The 19,315-nt window shown below is 60.7% G+C and carries 17 protein-coding genes; 9 read left to right on the top strand and 8 right to left on the bottom strand.

Annotation, left to right across the window (positions count from 1 at the left end):
- Positions 1-163: 163 nt before the first annotated feature.
- From NQ018_RS00865 to NQ018_RS00855, 3 genes are all read right to left on the bottom strand, one after another.
- On the bottom strand, positions 164-1,657 hold the full coding sequence (locus NQ018_RS00865; RefSeq protein ID WP_257057583.1) for an NCS1 family nucleobase:cation symporter-1: 1,494 nt from the start codon (positions 1,655-1,657) through the stop codon (positions 164-166).
- Between the two features lie 30 nt (positions 1,658-1,687).
- Positions 1,688-2,968 (bottom strand): M20 family metallo-hydrolase, encoded by a 1,281-nt coding sequence (locus tag NQ018_RS00860; protein WP_257057580.1) that lies wholly within the window; start codon positions 2,966-2,968, stop codon positions 1,688-1,690.
- Positions 2,969-3,207: 239 nt separating this feature from the next.
- On the bottom strand, positions 3,208-3,852 hold the full coding sequence (locus NQ018_RS00855) for a hypothetical protein (RefSeq protein ID WP_257057577.1): 645 nt from the start codon (positions 3,850-3,852) through the stop codon (positions 3,208-3,210).
- Positions 3,853-3,957: 105 nt separating this feature from the next.
- Between NQ018_RS00855 and NQ018_RS00850 the strand changes: the two genes are divergently transcribed.
- The 7 genes from NQ018_RS00850 to NQ018_RS00820 all read left to right on the top strand — a co-directional run bounded on the left by NQ018_RS00850 (position 3,958) and on the right by NQ018_RS00820 (position 12,588).
- Positions 3,958-4,506 carry a TetR family transcriptional regulator gene (locus NQ018_RS00850; RefSeq protein ID WP_257057574.1) on the top strand — a complete coding sequence of 183 codons (549 nt, stop codon included), beginning with the start codon at positions 3,958-3,960 and terminating at the stop codon, positions 4,504-4,506.
- Between the two features lie 19 nt (positions 4,507-4,525).
- On the top strand, positions 4,526-6,778 hold the full coding sequence (gene glgX / locus NQ018_RS00845) for a glycogen debranching protein GlgX (protein ID WP_257057571.1): 2,253 nt from the start codon (positions 4,526-4,528) through the stop codon (positions 6,776-6,778).
- A gap of 46 nt (positions 6,779-6,824) precedes the next feature.
- The gene (locus tag NQ018_RS00840; RefSeq protein ID WP_257057568.1) at positions 6,825-8,177 is read left to right on the top strand and encodes a 3'-5' exonuclease; all 1,353 of its coding nucleotides are present in this window, start codon (positions 6,825-6,827) and stop codon (positions 8,175-8,177) included.
- Positions 8,178-8,280: 103 nt separating this feature from the next.
- Entirely contained in the window at positions 8,281-8,880 is a 600-nt protein-coding gene (locus NQ018_RS00835; RefSeq protein ID WP_257057565.1) for a hypothetical protein, read from the top strand.
- Between the two features lie 10 nt (positions 8,881-8,890).
- Positions 8,891-11,341, top strand: coding sequence for a malto-oligosyltrehalose synthase (gene treY / locus NQ018_RS00830; protein ID WP_257057562.1), 2,451 nt, complete (start codon positions 8,891-8,893; stop codon positions 11,339-11,341).
- 30 nt (positions 11,342-11,371) lie between these two features.
- Positions 11,372-12,388, top strand: coding sequence for a GTP pyrophosphokinase (locus tag NQ018_RS00825; protein WP_257057559.1), 1,017 nt, complete (start codon positions 11,372-11,374; stop codon positions 12,386-12,388).
- A gap of 59 nt (positions 12,389-12,447) precedes the next feature.
- Entirely contained in the window at positions 12,448-12,588 is a 141-nt protein-coding gene (locus NQ018_RS00820; RefSeq protein ID WP_257052769.1) for a hypothetical protein, read from the top strand.
- Between the two features lie 11 nt (positions 12,589-12,599).
- Here the strand turns inward: NQ018_RS00820 and NQ018_RS00815 are convergent, their stop codons facing one another.
- From NQ018_RS00815 to NQ018_RS00805, 3 genes are read right to left on the bottom strand one after another with little or no spacing between them, the layout of a single operon-like run.
- The gene (locus NQ018_RS00815) at positions 12,600-12,989 is read right to left on the bottom strand and encodes an RNA-binding S4 domain-containing protein (protein ID WP_257057556.1); all 390 of its coding nucleotides are present in this window, start codon (positions 12,987-12,989) and stop codon (positions 12,600-12,602) included.
- Positions 12,976-13,209, bottom strand: coding sequence for a hypothetical protein (locus NQ018_RS00810; RefSeq protein WP_257037337.1), 234 nt, complete (start codon positions 13,207-13,209; stop codon positions 12,976-12,978). The genes NQ018_RS00815 and NQ018_RS00810 overlap by 14 nt, the downstream gene beginning before the upstream one ends.
- A gap of 5 nt (positions 13,210-13,214) precedes the next feature.
- Positions 13,215-13,850, bottom strand: coding sequence for a YigZ family protein (locus tag NQ018_RS00805; protein ID WP_257057553.1), 636 nt, complete (start codon positions 13,848-13,850; stop codon positions 13,215-13,217).
- A 36-nt stretch (positions 13,851-13,886) separates the two neighbouring features.
- Here NQ018_RS00805 and treZ point away from each other — a divergent pair, with 36 nt between their 5' ends.
- Complete coding sequence (gene treZ / locus NQ018_RS00800; RefSeq protein ID WP_257057551.1) at positions 13,887-15,596, top strand: malto-oligosyltrehalose trehalohydrolase; 1,710 nt, start codon at positions 13,887-13,889, stop codon at positions 15,594-15,596.
- 218 nt (positions 15,597-15,814) lie between these two features.
- Complete coding sequence (locus NQ018_RS00795; protein WP_257057549.1) at positions 15,815-17,005, top strand: HNH endonuclease signature motif containing protein; 1,191 nt, start codon at positions 15,815-15,817, stop codon at positions 17,003-17,005.
- Positions 17,006-17,007: 2 nt separating this feature from the next.
- Here the strand turns inward: NQ018_RS00795 and ilvA are convergent, their stop codons facing one another.
- Both ilvA and NQ018_RS00785 read right to left on the bottom strand, forming a co-directional pair.
- Positions 17,008-18,273, bottom strand: coding sequence for a threonine ammonia-lyase IlvA (ilvA, locus tag NQ018_RS00790; protein ID WP_257057547.1), 1,266 nt, complete (start codon positions 18,271-18,273; stop codon positions 17,008-17,010).
- Between the two features lie 39 nt (positions 18,274-18,312).
- Positions 18,313-19,302 (bottom strand): zinc-binding alcohol dehydrogenase family protein, encoded by a 990-nt coding sequence (locus NQ018_RS00785; protein ID WP_257057545.1) that lies wholly within the window; start codon positions 19,300-19,302, stop codon positions 18,313-18,315.
- Between the last annotated feature and the right edge of the window lie 13 nt (positions 19,303-19,315).

Here is a 19,315-nt window from a genome sequence, read left to right as displayed (position 1 = left end):
ACATCCTCCTTAAAGTTTTGTGAGGTATTTTTTGCTGTTTGGAGAAACTTTTATGGCTTAGATAACCGGATATCCCCGAACGTCATCAAGCAAAAATGTGTTCGCTATCACATTGCGGTGTGGACATATTGTCAACACCTTTTCATAAGGTTCATCGCCCATTTCAGGACCGCCGAGCGATCCCGACGTACACCAATCCGCCGAGAAACACACCGATTGGCCAACTGAATTGCGCGAGCACTCCAAACGCCGGAGCCAACGCGATCACAAGACAGATTCCGCCAGAAATTAAGAAAGCCGTAACCGCCCGGAAGTTGATACCGCCCGAGTAGTGGTATTTGCCATCCCACCTGGAAGAATACAAATCTGCCACCTTAATCTTGCCCCGCTTGAGCAGGTAGTAGTCCGCCATAATGATTCCGAAAAGTGGACCGATCAAAGCACCAACTCCACCCAGAAAGACGTTGATGATGACCGGAGATTCGTACAGCCTCCACGGCATCACTGCGAGGGCCAACACTGCCGTGATCAGCCCGCCGATTTTGAAGGAAATCACCGACGGACGCAGGTGGGTGAAGTCAAAGGCCGCGGAAACGAAATTGCAGATGATATTGACACCCACTTGAGCTACGGCCACCGCAATTGTTGCGATCAGAAGCAAAGAAACGGAGTCGAGATCACCAAGCAACAGGATCGGGTCCGTGACCACTTCCCCATACACTTCTGCAGACGCCACGCCAATGATCACGGAGACAACCGCGAATGCAACGCCATTGACCAACAACCCCAACGCGTTACCCTTCCGGACTGCTGAGGTGGAAACGGAGAGGCGGGTGAAGTCGGAAAAGTTCAGCATCGGACCGGCCATGTAGGCAAGCGTGAGGCTTGCAACGCCCAATACAGCAACCAGGGATGCAGCTCCGGTGAGTTGGGTTTGGTCGATCGTGTAATTCCAGTTGATCTGCCAGTCGGCTCGTGCCAACGTCCACACCGCGAGTGCGATCATCGCTACCCAAATGGTTGGCCCTGCGAAGTCGGAGAGCTTCCGCACAGTTTCCATACCTCGGTACAGCACGAACAATTGAGCGCTCCACAGCCCAAGGAGACAAATCCAACTCAAGGTGGACAGTCCCAGAATGGAGTTGTTGTTGAGTGATGCCGCCCCCGGAGCGAGCTTGAGAACGAGCACCATGATGGCGTGGGAGGCCAGGTAGGTTTGGATGCCGTACCAGCAAACCGCCACGATCGCCCTCAGTAGCGCTGGGAGGTTTGCACCGTGGACGCCGAAGGTGATTCGGGCGAACACGGGGAACGGGACGCCAACTTTCTGGCCTGCCACGCCCATGAGGTTGGAAGCTCCCCACATGGCAACCATGCCAAGGACCATGCCGAGCAATGCTTGCCAAGCGCTGAGCCCGATGGCCATAAACCCCACCGCCATCGCGTAACCACCCAGGGAGTGCCATGCGCTCATCCACCAGTTGAACAGCGAGCCTGCGGTCCACTGCCCTTCCCCGGTCCTCGGGGCGATGTCATGGTTGTAGAGCTGCTTGTTACTCGTGTGCTCCGAGCTCAGCACAACTACGTGCCCGTGTTGGTCAAATTCGCCGGTTTCTACAATTTTCGTGTGATTCGACGCCAAGTCCTGAGCGGTCATCACAGCTCCTTTCGCTTTCAAACCCCCGCTTTACCCCGCCGCCTCAACGTCCTTCAGCACCCCGGTGACCATCTCTTTCGCGATCTCGGTGAGTACGTCCACGCCGGAGAGCATGTCTTCGTCTGAGGTGAATTCGCGCTCACAGTGAGAGATGCCGCCTTCGGAGGGGATAAACACCATGACGGATGGAACAATGCGGTTCATCACGATTGAGTCGTGGCCTGCCATGGTGCGCATCCGCTGCACGCTCACCCCGAGGTTGGCGCTCGCCTTTTCGGTGAGCTCAATGCCTGCTTCTGGGTAGTGCTGGATGTCGCGGATGTCGAAGTCCTGGGCATCAATGGTGAGGTTGCGCCGCTGTGCGATTTCTTGGATCTGTTCTTTGAGCACGTCACGGGCTTCCTCCACGTCTGCCTGGAGGTTCGCGCGAAGATCGATCACCAGGTCTACCTGGCGCGGCACCACGATCGGAGAGTTGGGCAGCACGTCGAATTTGCCCACTGAGGTCACGATTTGCTCTTGGTCAAAGCGTTCAACCACGGCTTCGGCGGCAAGCACGATTTCCGCGGCTGCAGTGAGGGCGTCGTGACGGTCCGCCATGATGGTCGCCCCGGTGTGAGATTGTTCGCCGCATACTTTCACCACGAGCTTTTGGGTGTACCAGCTTTGGTCCACGGCGCCGATGGTGACACCGTCACGCTCCAGGATGCGGCCCTGTTCGATGTGCAGTTCGGCGTAGGAGGCGATCTCCGGCGGGGTGTCGCTGCCCAGGTAGCCGATGTCGCTTAGTGCTTCGCGCACACTGATGCCCTTGGGATCGGTGGAATCAAGGGTCTTTTCGGCATCCCAGAATCCAGCAAACACGTTGGAGCCCATCAGCGAGGGCACAAATCGCGCGCCTTCCTCGTTGAACCAGTCCACAACCGTGATATTGAACTCAGGGGTCACTTCACCTTGCTCAACAAGCGTCTTCACACGCGCCGCTGCATAGAGCGCCGCAATCACGCCGTAGGTGCCGTCGAATCGGCCTCCGAGAGGCTGGGAGTCCAGGTGCGAGCCGACGTACACGTGTTTTGCCCCCGGCACGAATTCCAGGGAGGCAAACACGTTGCCAATCTTGTCTACGCGCACTTCGAAGCCGAGTTCTTTCGCGCGAGCCACGTACCAGTCACGCACCGCGCCGTGTTCTTTCGTGCCGGCCTGGCGGTCAATTCCTCCGGCAGAGGTGGCGCCGTATTGGGATGTGTGGTGGAAGTCCTTCAGAAACGCTTCTGGTGTTGCTACGTCCCCAGATACAAAGTGTGTACTCAACGAGGTTTCCTCCTTGGATTCGGTCCGCCGGCTGCGGAGATTCACAACCTGGAAGAAACGTTATTCCCGCTCAGTACCCCGCCCTAGATCCAATGTGTCCACTTTCCACCTAACCTGCAAACACATTGCAATCTATAGGTGAATAGAATTGCAAACGCACAGCAAACGTGCAGTATGCGCTCAACAAAAAGGCCCCAAGCATCATCTGCTTGGGGCCTTGAGTGCATCACCTCAACTTGTTACTGGCAGAACGTCCAACGCCCGTTTTCACGCAGGAAGCGCAAAGTGGTGGTGGTTGGGGTGCCGTTTTGGTCGGAGGTGACCAGCGCGGAGGCGGTATCTCCGTTCACGCGGATGTCCTCCACGGCGGTGACGGTGCCGCGGCGGGCCAGCACCTCGGCCTCGATTTGCGGGGTGAGCCCTGGCAGGTTGGTCACGGCCTCGTAGCCGCCGTTGGCCTCGATGAGCGCTGCGCAGGCGTTGTTTGGCACGTAGAGGATGAAGTCACGCGCATTGTTGATGTTGTTGGAGCTGCGCACCAGGGCATCGATGGCCTGGGCGTCTTCGGCGGATGCCTGTGGCCCGTCAACTGCGGCCATAGGTGCCACGCCGAGTTCGTTGAGTAGGGCGTCACCTGCGGCTTGTGCGGCTGGGTCCACTGGGGCTGCTTCCGGTGCGGCAGCGGCAGCGCTGGTTTCCTCAGCGGCTGGCTGCTCTGTGGTGGTCTCCGCCGCAGTGTTCGCAGTGGTGGCAGTGGAGCTTAGCGCCACCGTTGTGGTGGCGGTGGTTGAGTTTGCCGCGGATTCCTCATCGTTTCCGCAGGCTGCGAGGCCCAGGGTCAGTGCGGTCGCGGTGCACAGTGCGCCGATTTTGGTCAAATTCACTTCTTGATCACTTCCAAAAGTTCTGTTCTAGGCCAGAGTTTTACTTGCACTCTAACCAAATTAATCGGCTCACGGCCATGGAGCGTTTCAACTACCATAATTTAGGTGCAGCTCACCAAAGAAAGCATTATCGCGGCAAGCCTTGAGATTTTGAGTGAATACGGGCTGGCAGACATGACCATGCGCAGGCTCGCCGCCCACCTCAACGTTGCCCCTGGGGCGATGTATTGGCACTACAAAAACAAGCAGGCGTTGATCGATGCCACGGCTCGGGCTGTGCTGCAGCCGCTTTTCGACGCGCCCACCGCCGCGCTCGAGCAGGCATGCATGCGGCTGCGGGAGGCTATGTTTTCCTATCGCGATGGGGCGGAGCTACTGAGCGCCGCGCTCGCGAACCCCGCGCTGCGGGCGGAGATGGAGGCGGTGCTGGCCGCGTCGGCACGCTCAGATGGACTCCCCCGCCCTGATCTTGCGGCGGCGACCTTACTTTCTTTCGTGCTCGGCTCTTCGATGATGGATCAGGCTGCGCTGCAGCAGGCAGAGCTTCAAGAAATCACAGTCGCGGATACAGGTGACGCAATCCGCACTCTCGGTGTGGATTCTGATAATTTCACAGACGGTTTACGCGCCGTAATAGCAGGTATGAGCAACTGAACCGGTAAGGTACCCATTCATGAATGAACCCGTAGTTTCTCAGGCGTCTGCGGCGCCAAAGCGCCGCGTGTGGCCCGGCCATGCCTACCCACTTGGCTCTTCCTACGACGGCGCGGGCACGAACTTTGCCATCTTCTCGGACGTTGCCGAAAAGGTGGAACTGTGCCTGATCGATGAAGACGGTAAAGAAGAACGCATCAACTTGGAAGAAGTGGATGCCCACATTTGGCACGCCTATCTTCCTGCTGTCGCCCCAGGCCAGCGCTATGGCTACCGTGTCCACGGCCCATACGACCCCGCAAACGGCAAACGTTGCGACCCGAACAAGCTGCTCGTGGACCCTTACGCACGCGCCTTCACCGGCGAATTCGACGGCCACCCTTCGCTGTTCAGCTACGACATCACCAACCCGGATGATCCCAACGCCCGCAACACCGAGGACTCCCTGGATCACACCATGAAGTCCGTGGTGGTCAACCCCTTCTTCGACTGGGGTTCTGACCGCGCGCCAAAGACCCCGTACCACGAGACGGTGATCTACGAGGCACACGTGAAGGGCATGACCATGACTCACCCGGATGTTCCGGAGGAGCTGCGTGGCACCTACGCCGGCCTGGCACACCCAGCGATCATTGGTTACCTCAAGGACCTTGGCGTGACCGCCATCGAGCTGATGCCGGTGCACCAGTTCCTCCAAGACGATCGTCTGCGTGACCTCGGCCTGCGCAATTACTGGGGCTACAACACCTTTGGCTTCTTTGCTCCGCAGCACGATTACGCCGCCACCAAGACCGCAGGTGGCGCGGTGAGCGAGTTCAAGGGCATGGTCCGCGCCTTCCACGAGGCCGGCATTGAGGTCATCCTGGATGTGGTCTACAACCACACCGCCGAGGGCAACCACCTGGGCCCAACGATCGCCTTCCGTGGCATCGACAACGAGGCCTACTACCGCCTGGTGGACGGCGACAAGCGCCACTACATGGACTACACCGGCACCGGTAACTCCCTCAACGTGCGCGACCCCCACCCACTGCAGATGATCATGGATTCTCTGCGCTACTGGGTGACCGAGATGCACGTGGACGGCTTCCGCTTTGACCTGGCCTCCACCCTGGCGCGCGAACTCCACGATGTGGATAAGCTGGCAACCTTCTTTGACTTAGTGCAGCAGGACCCCGTGGTGTCCCAGGTGAAGCTCATCGCCGAGCCGTGGGATGTGGGCGAAGGCGGCTACCAGGTAGGCAACTTCCCACCGCTGTGGACCGAGTGGAACGGCAAGTACCGCGACACCGTGCGTGACTTCTGGCGCGGCGAACCAGCGACGCTCGGCGAGTTTGCCTCCCGCATCACCGGTTCCTCGGACCTGTATGCGAACAACGGCCGCCGCCCGACTGCTTCGATCAACTTTGTGACCGCTCACGATGGCTTCACCCTCAACGACCTGGTGAGCTACAACGAGAAGCACAACGAGGCCAACGGCGAGGGCAACCGCGATGGCGAAAGCCACAACCGCTCGTGGAACTGCGGCGTGGAAGGCCCCACGGAAGACCCCGAGATCCTGGAGCTGCGCGCCCGTCAGCGCCGCAACTTCCTCACCACTTTGCTGCTTTCCCAGGGCACCCCGATGATCGCCCACGGCGATGAAATCGCGCGTACCCAGGGCGGCAATAATAACGTGTACTGCCAGGACAATGAGATCGCCTGGGTGGATTGGGAGCTGCTGGAAAAGAACAGCGATCTGCACGAGTTCACCCGCCGCCTCATCCGTATCCGCGCGAACCACCCGGTGTTCCGCCGCCGCCGCTTCCTCGCTGGCGGCCCCCTGGGTGAGGACGTGCGTGACCGCGACATCGCGTGGCTGACCCCATCCGGGCGCCCCATGACCCAGGATGACTGGGGTTTTCACATGGCCAAGTCCGTGATGGTGTACCTCAACGGCCAGGCGATCGGCGAACCGGATTCCCGCGGCCAGCGCGTTGAGGATGATTCTTGGCTGATCATCTTCAACGCCCACTACGAGGAGATCGACTTCTCCCTGCCAAGCGCGCAGTTTGGCCAGTCGTGGAAGCTGATCGTGGACACCGATGAGGCCACCGGCTACCCCGCCGACCCCGTCACCCTGGATGCTGAGGCCACCCTCACCGTCCCGGGCCGTGCCACCATGTTGCTGCGCCAGGTCGGTTTGCCGCTCTACAGCAATGATGCTGAGCAGCCAGCGAAGGAAGAGACGGTGGATACCGCAGACGACTACGCTGACAAGGGAATCGGCTAAACTCGCTGTCCCAACTGGTCTTTTGCTGTAAAGGAGTGTGTCCCCCGTGACTGAAGCGCGCATCGAGGCATTTCGAGGCACGATCGAAGTTGATCCCCGAACCCTGCGATTCAGCCCGAGCACACTCGCCGCAGCCCTCGGCCACCAGGCCTTCAGCACGCCGATCTCCAGCATCACTTCCGCCACCATCAGCAGTTTGGCCACGCGTACCACTGGTGGTGTGGTTGTGCTGGAGCTTGCCGACGACGCCAGCGCCCGCAGCCACTCCATGCTCTTCGCGCCCAACCAGGCCCAGGCCCAGCAGGATCTCGTGGATGCGGTCGCCGCCGCACGCCGCGGCGAGCTCCCGGTGATCGCCACCCGCGCGGTTGCTGGCCTGGACTTTGTGGCGGTAGATGTGGAAACCGCAAATGGGGACTGGGGTTCCATCTGCCAAATCGGCGCCACGCTGGTGCGCGACGGCGACGTACTTGAGACCGTAGCCTGGCTGTGCCAGCCACCAGCCCCAATCGCCAACTTTGATGCGGAAAATGTTGCCATCCACGGCATCACCGCCGAAGACGTCCAAGACGCCATGCCTTATGCCACGGCGCAGGAAAAATTGGTGGATTTCATCGGAGACCTCCCGGTGGTGGCGCACAACGCCCAATTTGATATGACCGCCCTCTTCCGCGCCGCGGAGGCCGCCGGCATCGCCGTCCCCACCTTGGATTTCTCCTGCTCACTTGCCCTTTCGCGGCACGCCGACCTGAAGGTGGAAAGCCACCGCTTGCCGGTTGTGGCCCAGTACTTTGGCGTAGACCTGACCAAACACCATGACGCAGGTGCGGACGCCGAGGCCTGCGCAGGTATCATCATCGGCCTTGCGCAGCGGGTAATTGAGCAAAAGACGCTTTCCACGCCGGTCAGCCTGCGCGAGCTCACCGAGCACTTCGGCATGACCTTAGGGAACCTGGACGCGAAGCGGGTCTACCCTGTGCTCGCAAAGTTGTCCTCACAGCGCTCCGCCACCCCAACCCCAGCCACCTCAGCCACCTCAGCCTCGCAAGCGCCCGCTCAGGCACGGGCGAGGGCGCGCTGGGCCAAAGCCGCCACCCCGGAGGTCATTCCAGAACCAAATCTGGACGCGGACCCCACCGGCGTGCTGTTTGGCCAGAATGTCACCCTCTCCGGCGATTTCGCCCCATTTGAAAAAGGCGAGCTGTGGAACGCACTCGCTGCCCGCGGAGCCCAGGTGGGCAAGAACGTCACCAAAAAGACCACCATTTTGGCCTCCGGTCCGTGGGAAACGAAGACATCCAAGCTCAAGCGCGCCGAGGAGCTCATTGCCAAGGGGCAGCAGATCGAGATCTGGTCTGCTGAGCAGCTCTTCGAACACCTCGAACTCTCCCCTGAATGAGGGTAACCCCTCGCTGCTTTTTCTCTCGCTGGGAACCGCACCACCTCCGTCGGGAGTCTAAGGTAGGTGTTGAGTTAACGGGGCAGCTTTGAAGGGGGATACCTTGGCACTTGAATCACAGGACTTGCAGCTTGAGATCGTGGCATTACGAAACACGCAGGCTTTGACGCTGGTTGGGGAGGATTTCGGCGCCGGCTACGCGCAGGTGGCACTGGCTCGGGGACTTTGTACGCGCTTTCGTTTCCACGGACACACGCTCACGCACACCGACATCGCCCAGATGGGGCTGACTCCGCTCAAGGCGTGGAACTTGGCGGCGGCGCAGGCGCAGCAGCGGGCACGAACGTCCTTGGGCATTCAGGTCCACCGCCGCCCGGCCACGGCTCTGGATCCGGCGTTGGTGGGTGGGCTGCAGTTGCGCATCCCGGGAACGTCGATGAGCACCTGGCTCGCGCACCCGGAGACGCTGCAGTTCCTCAACAATTACGCCATGGGGCTGCTCGAACAGCCGCCAGTGTTCCTGCTGCCGCAGCAAAACGTGCTGGTAGCGATGCCCAAAGAGCGAGCGCACGCGGCAGGCCAGTGGATCGCTGAGCGTGCTCGCACGGGATTGGGCGCGGCGGTGCCAGGGGTGTTGCAGGAGCGCGACGGTTTCCCGGCGTTCTACAGTGCGGAATCTCCGAGGTGTGCCGCTTCCGTTTAAGGTAGTGTGCATGACTCGCATTTCCTCCACCTATCGTTTGCAGTTGCGCGGCCCGCAAGCTGATCCGCAAGGACGCAGCTTTGGGTTCGCAGATGCCCTGGCGTTGCTGGACTATCTGCAGGATCTGGGGATTTCACACCTGTACCTCTCCCCGATTCTCAAGGCAACCAGCGGTTCTGCGCACTGTTACGACGTGGTAGACCCCACCGAAATCAACCCCGAGCTCGGTGGTGAGGAAGGTTTCCGGGAGCTCGCCCTTGCTGCCAAGAAAGCCGGCATGGGCATCATTATTGATATCGTCCCCAACCACGTTGGCGTAGCCTCACCCGAGCAAAACCCCTGGTGGTGGGATGTGCTGAAGCACGGCAAGGCTTCCCAGTACGCGCACTATTTTGACATCGACTTTGCCAAAGACAACGGCGCCGGCGGAAAGATCGGATTGCCGGTACTCGGTGCGGAGGGCGACGAGCACAAGATCACCTTTGCCACCCTGGATGCGTCCGTACCTACCGCACCGGGGCTCGTCGGCGAGCAAGTCCTCGCTTACTTTGACCACTTCTACCCCATCGCCCCCGGCACCCTGGTCCCTGATGATCCGGTAGCCACCTACTACAAGCAGGCGTACAAGCTGTGCTACTGGAAGTCCGGAGTGATCAGTTACCGGCGCTTTTTCTCCGTGAATGACCTCGCGGGCATCCGCCAGGAGGATCCGGAGGTGTTTTCTCATAGCCATGAGGTGATCCGCCGCCTGGCCGAGGAGGACCTCATCGATGGAGTCCGCGTGGATCACCCCGATGGCCTAGCCAAGCCCTTTGAATACCTCGAGCGGCTGCGTGATCTCATTGGCCCCGACCGGCTGCTCCTCGTGGAGAAAATTCTTGGCGTGGCCGAGCCCCTCGACCCCCGCCTTCGCGTGGACGGCACCACCGGCTATGACTCGCTGCGGGAGTTCGACGGCGTGTTCGTCAATCGCGCCGCAGAAGACAACCTCAGCATGCTCGCCCTCAAGCAAACAGGCTCCACTTGGGATGCGCAGGCACTGCATGCCACCGAACAACTGCTCAAAGCCGACGTCGCCAGGTATGAACTCGCCGCGGAGGTTCGCAGGCTGGCCCGGGCCGTCCGCCGGGATAACTTCTCCACCGCCGGCGCCGCGGTGGACGAGGCCGAGCTGATTGAAACCATCATCGACCTGGTGGCGGAGATGCCCGTGTACCGCGCCGACTACGAGTCCCTCTCTCGGCTCACCGCCTCCGTGGTGGCGGACCTCTCCCACCGCTACCCATCCAAGCGTCGGGCGCTCGACCTCATCACCGCGGCCATGCTCACCGGCGGTGAGGCCACAGTCCGCCTGGCCCAGGTGTGTGGCGCCGTAATGGCCAAGGGCGTGGAGGACACCACCTTTTACCGCGCCAGCCGCCTCGTTGCCCTGCAGGAGGTTGGCGGCGCACCGGGGCGCTTTGGTGTGTCCGCGGCGGAGTTCCACCTGCTCCAGGATGAGCGTTCCCGGCTCTGGCCCCGCGCAATGACCACGTTGAGTACCCATGACACCAAGCGCGACGAGGACGTGCGCGCCCGGATCATCGCGCTGACCATCGAACCCCACGTTTTTGCGGAATTGGTGCACAAGGTCCACGCCCTGGTACCCGCCCCAGACGGCAACACAGGGCACTTCTTGCTGCAGAACCTCCTTGGCATTTGGCCAACCGAGGCCGAGGGCATCACCCCAGCGCTGCTGGAGCGGGCAACTGAATACGCAATTAAGGCTGTGCGTGAGGCCGGGGTACACACCGAGTGGACTGCCCCCAATCAGGCTTTTGAGCAGGCCGTCACGGATTGGGTGGCTGCTATTTTGGGTGGCCCTGCCCAGCCAATGATCACCGAGTTCGTGGCCACTATTGAGAAGCGGACCGAACCCATCCGTTTGGGCCGCAAGCTGCTGCAGTTGCTGGCCCCCGGTATCCCGGACACCTACCAGGGCACCGAGCTGCTGAGCGATTCCCTGGTGGACCCCGATAACCGCCGGTTTGTGGATTTCACCATGCGCAGGCAGTTCATGCAGCGCCTGGACGAACAGAGGGTTCCGGACCCCGTCCAGGAGCCGGACCTGGCGAAGCTGCACGTCACCCGCGAGGCATTACGGGTGCGCGCCGATCTGCCGGAAACCTTTGACACGGGCGACTACGAAGCCGTGTTCGCCCAAGGCCCCGCGGAGGTAAACTGCATTGGCTTTGCCCGCGGCCCCAAGGGCTCCCGCCGCACCGCGCGCCACGAGGTGATTGCCTTTGCCATCCGCCGCAGCTTTGACTGGCAGGACGCCTCTCAGTGGGCGGGCACCACGTTGACGTTGCCCCACGGCGCCTGGCGCGACCGCCTCACTGGCAACGTTTACTCTGGTGAGGCACAGGTTGCCGACCTTTTTGCCACCTACCCGTGTGTGCTGCTCCAGCACATCCACTAGCACACCCACTAGCTTTTCGCAGGTCCCCCAATGTCCAATGCCACCAATCTTTCCGCGCTGCACAACATCTACCGCGATTTCAACACCGCGCATCCTCGGGCTGCCGCGGAGTTTCGCGATGCCATGGAGGACGTGCTGCTGGATGCAGGCCTGACCTATGACCGCGTTTCCGCCCGCGTGAAGAGCTGGAGTTCCCTCAAGGCCAAGGCAAAAAAGCGTAATGCGCAGGGCGAGTTAGCCTATCCCGACCCCTGGCGGGACATCCACGACATCATCGGCGTGCGCATCACCACTTTCCATTCCACGGAAATCCCCCAGGTCAAGGAGGTTCTCGCGGACAACTTTGTGGTGCTGCGCAGCGTGGACAAAGCCGCCCAAACCCGTATTTCGGGGTCCTTCGGCTACGGCTCGCACCACCTCATCCTCGCCGCCGACGAACGCACCCCCAGCCTAGCCAGCTACCAGGGTTTGCAGTTCGAGGTTCAAATCCGCACAGTCCTCCAGCACGCCTGGGCAGAATTCGAGCACGACATCCGCTACAAGCGCCGCGGCCCCCTCGATCCCCAAGTCGACCGCGCCTTCACCCTCGCCGCGGGGCTCATCGAACTCGCCGACCAACAATTCGACCAGATCGCGGCCGTCCATGAGCCTGCCGACGCTGCCCAGGGTCTCGCGGTGCCCGAGCTCGGCTCGGCGGGTGCGGACATCACGCTCACCGCGGCTACCTTGCCCGGGGTCATCACGATGCTCACTGGAAACCGCTTCCCTCAGTCGCGAAGCGAGCACTACGGCTGGCTGGAGGAGATTCTCAATGCGAATGGCATCACCACCGCCGGCCAGCTCCGCGAGCTCCTCAATGAGGCTGATATTGCCGCGGTGTCCGGCGCGCTGAAGTACCAGTTCACCCCTGGCCATGTGCGCATTATCGACGATCTCCTGCTTCACCGTTTCCGCGAGCTGCACATTGAACGCACCGGCAACACAGGCAAACGGCCGAAGCTCCGGGCGGATCGCCTTGCCCAGCGTTTGCAGCAGCTACGCGGCTAGAGCTGATTTTTGGGTTAGACTCGTGGTCACATCTTCCCCTTTGTTTAAGGAGTGTTTTCATGAACTTGTCCGCAAGTCTCGTTGAGCTGTCCCCTCAGGTAGCCGACTTCATCCACGTCTGGGCACTGAGCATCGCAGACTTCTTCCGCCCATTCGGGATCAACTTCCCACCGGCATCCTGGGGAACCTTTTCTATCTAACTCTATCTAACCTAAGAACGCTGCTTGCCTTGGAGTTTATCCAGCTCGCGGCGTTCTTTTTTGGTCGGCCGCCCCGCCCCACGGTCGCGCCTGGGCATCGAGAGCAGGATTTCTTTCGGCGGTGGTGGCGGCGAATGGTCCACGTAGCAGGTGCGCGCAATCACCGCGCCCACGCGTTTGCGGATGGTGTGGACAACTTCCACCACGTATTCGCGGTGGTCCACCCACACCCGCACCCGATCCCCCGGCACCACTTGCTGGGAGGGTTTCACCGGCTCCCCGTTGAGCTTGACGTGGCCCGCCTTGCAGGCGTCCGAGGCTGCAGAGCGGGTCTTCATCAACCGAACCGCCCACACCCAGGCGTCGATGCGAACGGGTGCCTGAGAATCAGTATTGGTCACGGTGGTTCACGATCTTTTGCACCTTTGACCAGTTGTAGCCGCCGCCCACCACAGCGATCACGAGGCCAATCACTAGCCAGCTCCAGGAGGTAGCGAGCACCGCCAGAGCTGCTCCACCTACTACGCCAACAGCAACGGAACCTACTGCTCGCTTGGAGTATTTGCGCACTGCTTGTTTGCGCAGTTCGATTGGATTGTGGGGGCGTGGCTGCAAAGTCATAGCACCTATCCTATAGCGAATGTATGCCCTGCCTCCTTGAGTACGCCACCGCCTTTAGTCAGGGAGGCAACGAGGTCTTGCAGCATCGCCTTTTGCTCCGGCTCCGTGGGCACTGCCAGAGTGATCTGCACCCTCGCGCCGTACGTCACCTCTTGCACCGTTACGCCGCGTGCGCGCAGCTCGGCTTCGATCCTGCCGGCGTCGGCATGCCCCAGTGAAAGCTCAAAGAGGCTGAGCCTGCGGCGCGTGACGGTGCGCACTTGGGTGAGGCAGTCGGAGACCACGTTCGAGTAGGCGTGCACCAGTCCCCCGGCGCCGAGCTTGGTGCCGCCGAAGTAGCGCACGACCACCGCAACGATGTCTTGGAGGCCGCTGCCGCGGAGGACGTCGAGCATGGGTTGGCCGGCGGTGCCGGAGGGTTCGCCGTCGTCGCTGGAACGCTCCATCGGGTTGGCTCCGTCTTGGTGGATGATGAACGCGCTGCAGTGATGGCGTGCGTCGGGGTATCGTCCGCGGAGAGCTTGGACGAAGTTGCGTGCGTCCTGCTCGCTGCTGGCCTGGGTGATGAAGCAGAGGAATCGCGAGCGCTTGATCTCGTGTTCAATGAAGAACTCGGTGTTCGCTTCCGGACGGCTATACATGAGGCCCCATCTTAATTCGCGCTACCCTGGGAACCTATGAGTTTGCCCACCGTGCAAGACCAACTTTCCCAAAACCCACTGCGCCACGAGGTCTACAGCGTGTGGTCACCCGCCGCCACCTCGGCGTATGTGTATGTGGAGGGCGAGGACCCGCTGGAGTTGCAACCAGGCCAGGGTGGTTGGTGGATAAGCGATCGCGCACCTGTTGTGGGCGAACGCTACCGCTACTCCACCGATCTCACCACCAAGCCTTTTCCTGACCCCCGCAGTCGCTTCCAGCCTGAGGGCATCCATGGGCCTTCGGAAGTAGTTGACCGTACGCCTGTGGCTATGGGTGAGTACCGCGGGGCGCCGCTTGCGGGAAACATCATTTATGAGCTTCATGTGGGGACGTTTTCTCCTTCCGGGACGTTCCAAGGGGTGATCGACCGCCTGGATTACCTCACCGACCTTGGGATTACTGCCATTGAGTTGATGCCAGTGAATCCTTTTGGAGGCGCACGAAACTGGGGATACGACGGCGTGGACTGGATGGCGGTACACGCCGAATACGGCGGCCCCAGCGGCCTGAAAGCACTGGTAGCGGCCGCCCACGAACGTGGAATCGCGGTCATCCTGGATGTGGTGTTCAACCACTTTGGCCCTGACGGCAACTATGCCGGGGCTTTTGGCCCCTACACCCAGGCGGGCAACACCGGGTGGGGCGATGTGGTGAATATGTCCAACGAGCACAGCGATGAAGTTCGCGCCCTCATTTTGGATGCCTGCCACCAATGGTTTTCTGAGTTTGGCATTGACGGCCTGCGCCTGGATGCCATCCACGCTTTTGATGACCGCGGCGCCACCTCGATCATCGAACAGATCCGTGCGGTTGCTTCGGAGGTTGAGCAGGAAACCGGGGTGACCCGCTATGTGATTGTTGAGTCTGACCTCAATGACCCGGCAGTGATGACGCAGCGAAAAGCCGATGCACAATGGGTTGACGACATCCACCACAGCCTGCACGCGCTGACCTCCGGGGAGCGACAAGGATACTACTTGGACTATGCGGAGGCGGGCGTCCAAGGCTTGGCAAAGAGCCTGGCCGGCATGTACTTCTTTGACGGAAATTACTCCACCTTCCGCCGCAGGCACCATGGGCGGCCCATCACGCTCGGGGCTGATTCTGCTATCGAGCCTTGGCAGGGCGTCACCTACACCACCACCCATGACCAGACTGGCAATCGCGCGCTCGGCGATAGGCCCTCCCAATACCTGGATGAACCACTGCTGAAATTGCGAGCCGCCACCGTGCTCTGCTCCCCCTACACTCCCATGCTGTTCCAGGGGGAAGAATACGCAGCTAAAACGCCATTTCCCTTCTTCTGCTCGCATGAATCTCCGGAGCTGAACCGCCTCACCTCCGAGGGGCGCAGGCGGGAATTCGCAGACCACGGCTGGGACACCACCAACACCCCGGATCCCGCAGCATACGAAACGTTTGCCTCGGCCAAACTCCAACCGGAACGAAACGCGATTTTTGCCGAGTATCAACGGCTGATCGCCTTGCGCAAGCGCCTCGGCTTCGCGCGAACGACGTACCCAGAATTCCGGGTAACCTGCGGTGATTCCCACTCCCCCTGGCTGATCATGGAGCATCCGGGAGCGTGGTTCGTCGGTAATTTCAGCCCGCTTCCACTTTCTGTAGAGGTTGCAGGCAGCACGGTAGCACTCCCTGCCTGGGGCTACGAGGTTTTGGAGAAGTAGGCGGCTGGATCTGCGGGGCGGGGGTAATTTTTGCCATTTTCTTTTACCCCCCTTCCCAATACGTTGTGCATGAGCTAAGATTAGAACAAAGATTCGGGGGATGCAAGAGGGAGTCGACCCGAAATGAGAAGCTACCTTAGGGGGGAACATTGGAAACCCAAGACATACCGCTCGCAAAGGCTTACGCCCTAGCAGCCTCGGACGACCCCTTGTCCACCATGCAAAGAACCGTTAACAAACTGCAGTTTGAGGCCTACCTCCAATGGTCCAAGGGGCTGGAAGACTGTGACCTCGGTGCACTCGCGGTCACCATGGCTACCCGCACGGGCGAAACGGAGTACACCACAGGCATGAACCTTTTCGCTGCGCACGAGCTCCAGAAGCTGCCGAACATACTTGCGTTTCAGCAGCAGACATGGGTTCTCGATCTCAAGCGCCTGAGGGCAATCATTCAGGCAATTGAAGGCATGCCGGAGGAGTTTTACCCTGCCTTTGAAAAGGAGTTCATGAAGTTCCTTGAGCCAAAATCCCCAGCCCAAGCCCTGCCTAGCGCAGCACGCTTTGGCGGCCTTGCCCGCCGCATCCGGCAGGATTTGGACCCCATCCCATTCCCAATGCGCAAAGACTCGGAAAAGGTGGATTGCCACTCGAACGAGGACCCAAACGGCCTCGACCACTGGGAAGCCTTGCTCTCCAAGTCCAGGAGTAAGGTGCTCGCCAAGACCCTGGGAGCCATTTCAAAGAAATACAACTGCTCCAAAGCAGAAGCCATTGAACGGCTGTGCTTGGACAAAGCAGACGTCAAAGTGCACCTCCACCTCTACGAGCCCAAACCAACCGAAAACGGCAGGGGCGACCTGGTGGAGTGTGAAGGTGAAACTTACCCCACCGGCCACCTGGGCAACCTCCTGGCTCGCGCCGAAGAGGTAGTAGAAGGCGAGCCGCTTCCGGCCCGCAGCAGCTACGAATTCTCCGATCGTCAAAAGGAGCGCATCAAGGGCCGCGACGGTGTGTGCCGCTTCCCTGGCTGCAGCCGCCGCGCCACCCGCGTGGACATCGACCACGTGGTTCCCTTCAGCCAGGGAGGGCCAACGCATGAAAGCAATGCTCAATGCCTCTGCAGAACACACCACATCATGAAGACGCGAAGAATCGTCTCCTGCGAAATCATGCCGGATACCTACGCTGTGAAGTGGATACTTCCAGACGGCACGATCGTGTTCACCCACCCCGAAGGACCCCTCGCACCGGAACTGCGCAATAGCATCTACACACTCCGGGATCTTAAGGCGAAGTTCGTGGAGAGGGACCAGGAATTAAGGGAAGCAGCAAAGCAGCAGGCCGCACGCGAAGCCGCCGAATACGCCGAACGGCTCGCCGAAATGGAAAAGGAGCCTATCCCCTTCTAGCCCTAACTCACAAGGAAGTTGTACTCTGCGGTGCCGGGCTCCAGGCGACGGCAATCAATGCGCGATGCCTCCATCCGTTCAAGCAGCCCATCCAGGTCTGTGGCACGCCCAAGTTGCAAACCAACCAAGGCAGTACCAGTTTCCCGGTTGTTGCGCTTGAGGTACTCGAACAACGTGATGTCATCATCAGGGCCCAAGATCTCGTTGAGGAACGTCCTCAGCTGACCAGGTTCCTGAGGGAAATTCACCAAGAAGTAGTGTTTCAGGCCACGGTGCACAAGAGATCGCTCCATGATCTCCGCATACCGCAGCACGTCATTGTTGCCTCCGGAAATGATGCATACCACCACGGCACCTGCAGGGAGATTCAGTTCCCTGAGGCCCGCCACGGAAAGCGCCCCCGCAGGCTCGGCGATGATGCCCTCGTTCTGATAGAGGTCGATCATCTCCGTGGCAACCGCGCCCTCAGAAACGGTCATCGCGTGAATCCGTCCCTTGTTCGCCTCAATGATCTCGAAATTCAGATCACCGATGCGCTTCACCGCGGCACCGTCCACGAAAGGATCAACACTATGCAAGGTCACAGGCTCATTCGCCTCCAGCGCAGCCTCCAAAGAAGGGGCACCTGCTGGCTCTACGCCAATCACCGGCGTGCGTGGCGTCATGTCCGCAAAATAACTCACGATGCCGGAGATGAGCCCGCCACCGCCAACGGGAACCACAATGGCATCGATCGACTTGCCAATCGCCGTGAGCTGCGAAAGTACCTCAGCAGCCACCGTGCCCTGCCCAATCACCGTGTTCCGATTGTCAAAGGGCTCCACCATGGTCGCGCCGGTCTCGGCAGCATACGCACGAGCGGCCTCGGCCGCCTCGTCAAAATTGGCGCCCGTGACCACCAGCTCAACCAGGTCCCCGCCATGCACCATGATGCGGTCGCGCTTCTGCTTCGGGGTCGCCGCAGGCACATAAATGCGCCCCTTGATGCCCATCGTGCGGCACGCGAACGCAACACCCTGGGCATGATTGCCTGCCGACGCAGCCACGATCCCAGCCCCGCGCTGTTCCTCGCTGAGTTGCGCGATCGCGTTCATGGCGCCGCGGATCTTGTAGGAGCGCACGTCCTGCAGATCCTCGCGCTTCAGGTACACCTCAGCGCCGGTCAACTCACTCAGCCGCGGGCAGAACTGCAGCGGGGTAGGCGAAATGCTCGCAGAAATTCGAGCCTGAGCGAGTTGGATGTCGGCGGCATGAACGGTCACTGTCATGGTTTGCTAGCTTACTCCCACTGGCAGCCGCGGAAGAATCTACTCCCAGCCGCTGATCACAATCTTGCCCACGGTGTGGCCCTTCGCGATTTCCTCATGGGCAGCACCAATGTTTGCAGCGTTGATGGGCTGGACAACCTTGGTCAAGGTGTGGCGCAGCTCGCCGGAATCCAGCATCGCAGCCACCTTGCGCAACACTTCGCCCTGGTAGGCCACGTCCCAGCCACCGACGGGACGGGAAAACATCGACTCCCAATGCCAGGTAATCGCCTTGGCCTTGAAGGCATTGAGGTCAATGCCATCGGCCTCATCGATGCACACGATCTCCCCGAAAGGCCGCAGGACTTCCAGGAAAAACTCCTGACGCCCAGGGGTCCGGCTGCTGAAGATGTAATCGACCCCCTCGGGCGCAAGGTTCTTCACCTGCTGCACATAGTCCTCGTCCTTGTAATTCACCACGTGATCAGCGCCGAGCTCGCGCAGCCAGGCCGCGCTTTCCTTCCGGGAGGCGAGAGCGACCACGGTGACCTGCGTGAGCCGCTTGGCGAGCTGCACCAGAACGGAACCCACGCCGCCCGCGGCACCCACCACAACCAGCGTGCCAGTGGAATCAGCTTGCAGTTTCAGCTTGCTAAACAGAGACTCCCAGGCGGTGAGGCTTGTCAGCGGCATCGCGGCGGCTTCCTCCACGCTGAGGCTCTGCGGCTTCGGCCCCACGATCCGCGCATCAACGGCATGGAAACGCTGGTTGCTTCCCGGACGGTCCACCTGCCCCGCGTAGAACACCTCCTGCCCCGGCGCAAAACCCTCAGCCGCAGCCTCAGACCCAAGAGCGCGAACGACGCCCACAGCGTCCCAACCCAACACGGATCCAGGGGCGGCAAGGCGGCGGCGCTTGGTGTCAATGGGGTTCATGGAAACCGCTTGAACTTCGACCAGCAGGTCGTGCGAACCAAGCTCCGGAACCTCCAGGTCTACTTCCTGAAAAGGCTCACCTGGGCCTTGGGAAATGATTGCCGGGTTAATCATCTCGGCTCCTTTG

Origin of the sequence: Corynebacterium kozikiae (assembly GCF_024580965.1) — a bacterium.
GTDB lineage: Bacteria > Actinomycetota > Actinomycetes > Mycobacteriales > Mycobacteriaceae > Corynebacterium > Corynebacterium kozikiae.
The sequence above is the reverse complement of the archived record's forward strand: the minus strand, read 5'-3'. Positions and strand labels throughout refer to the sequence as shown.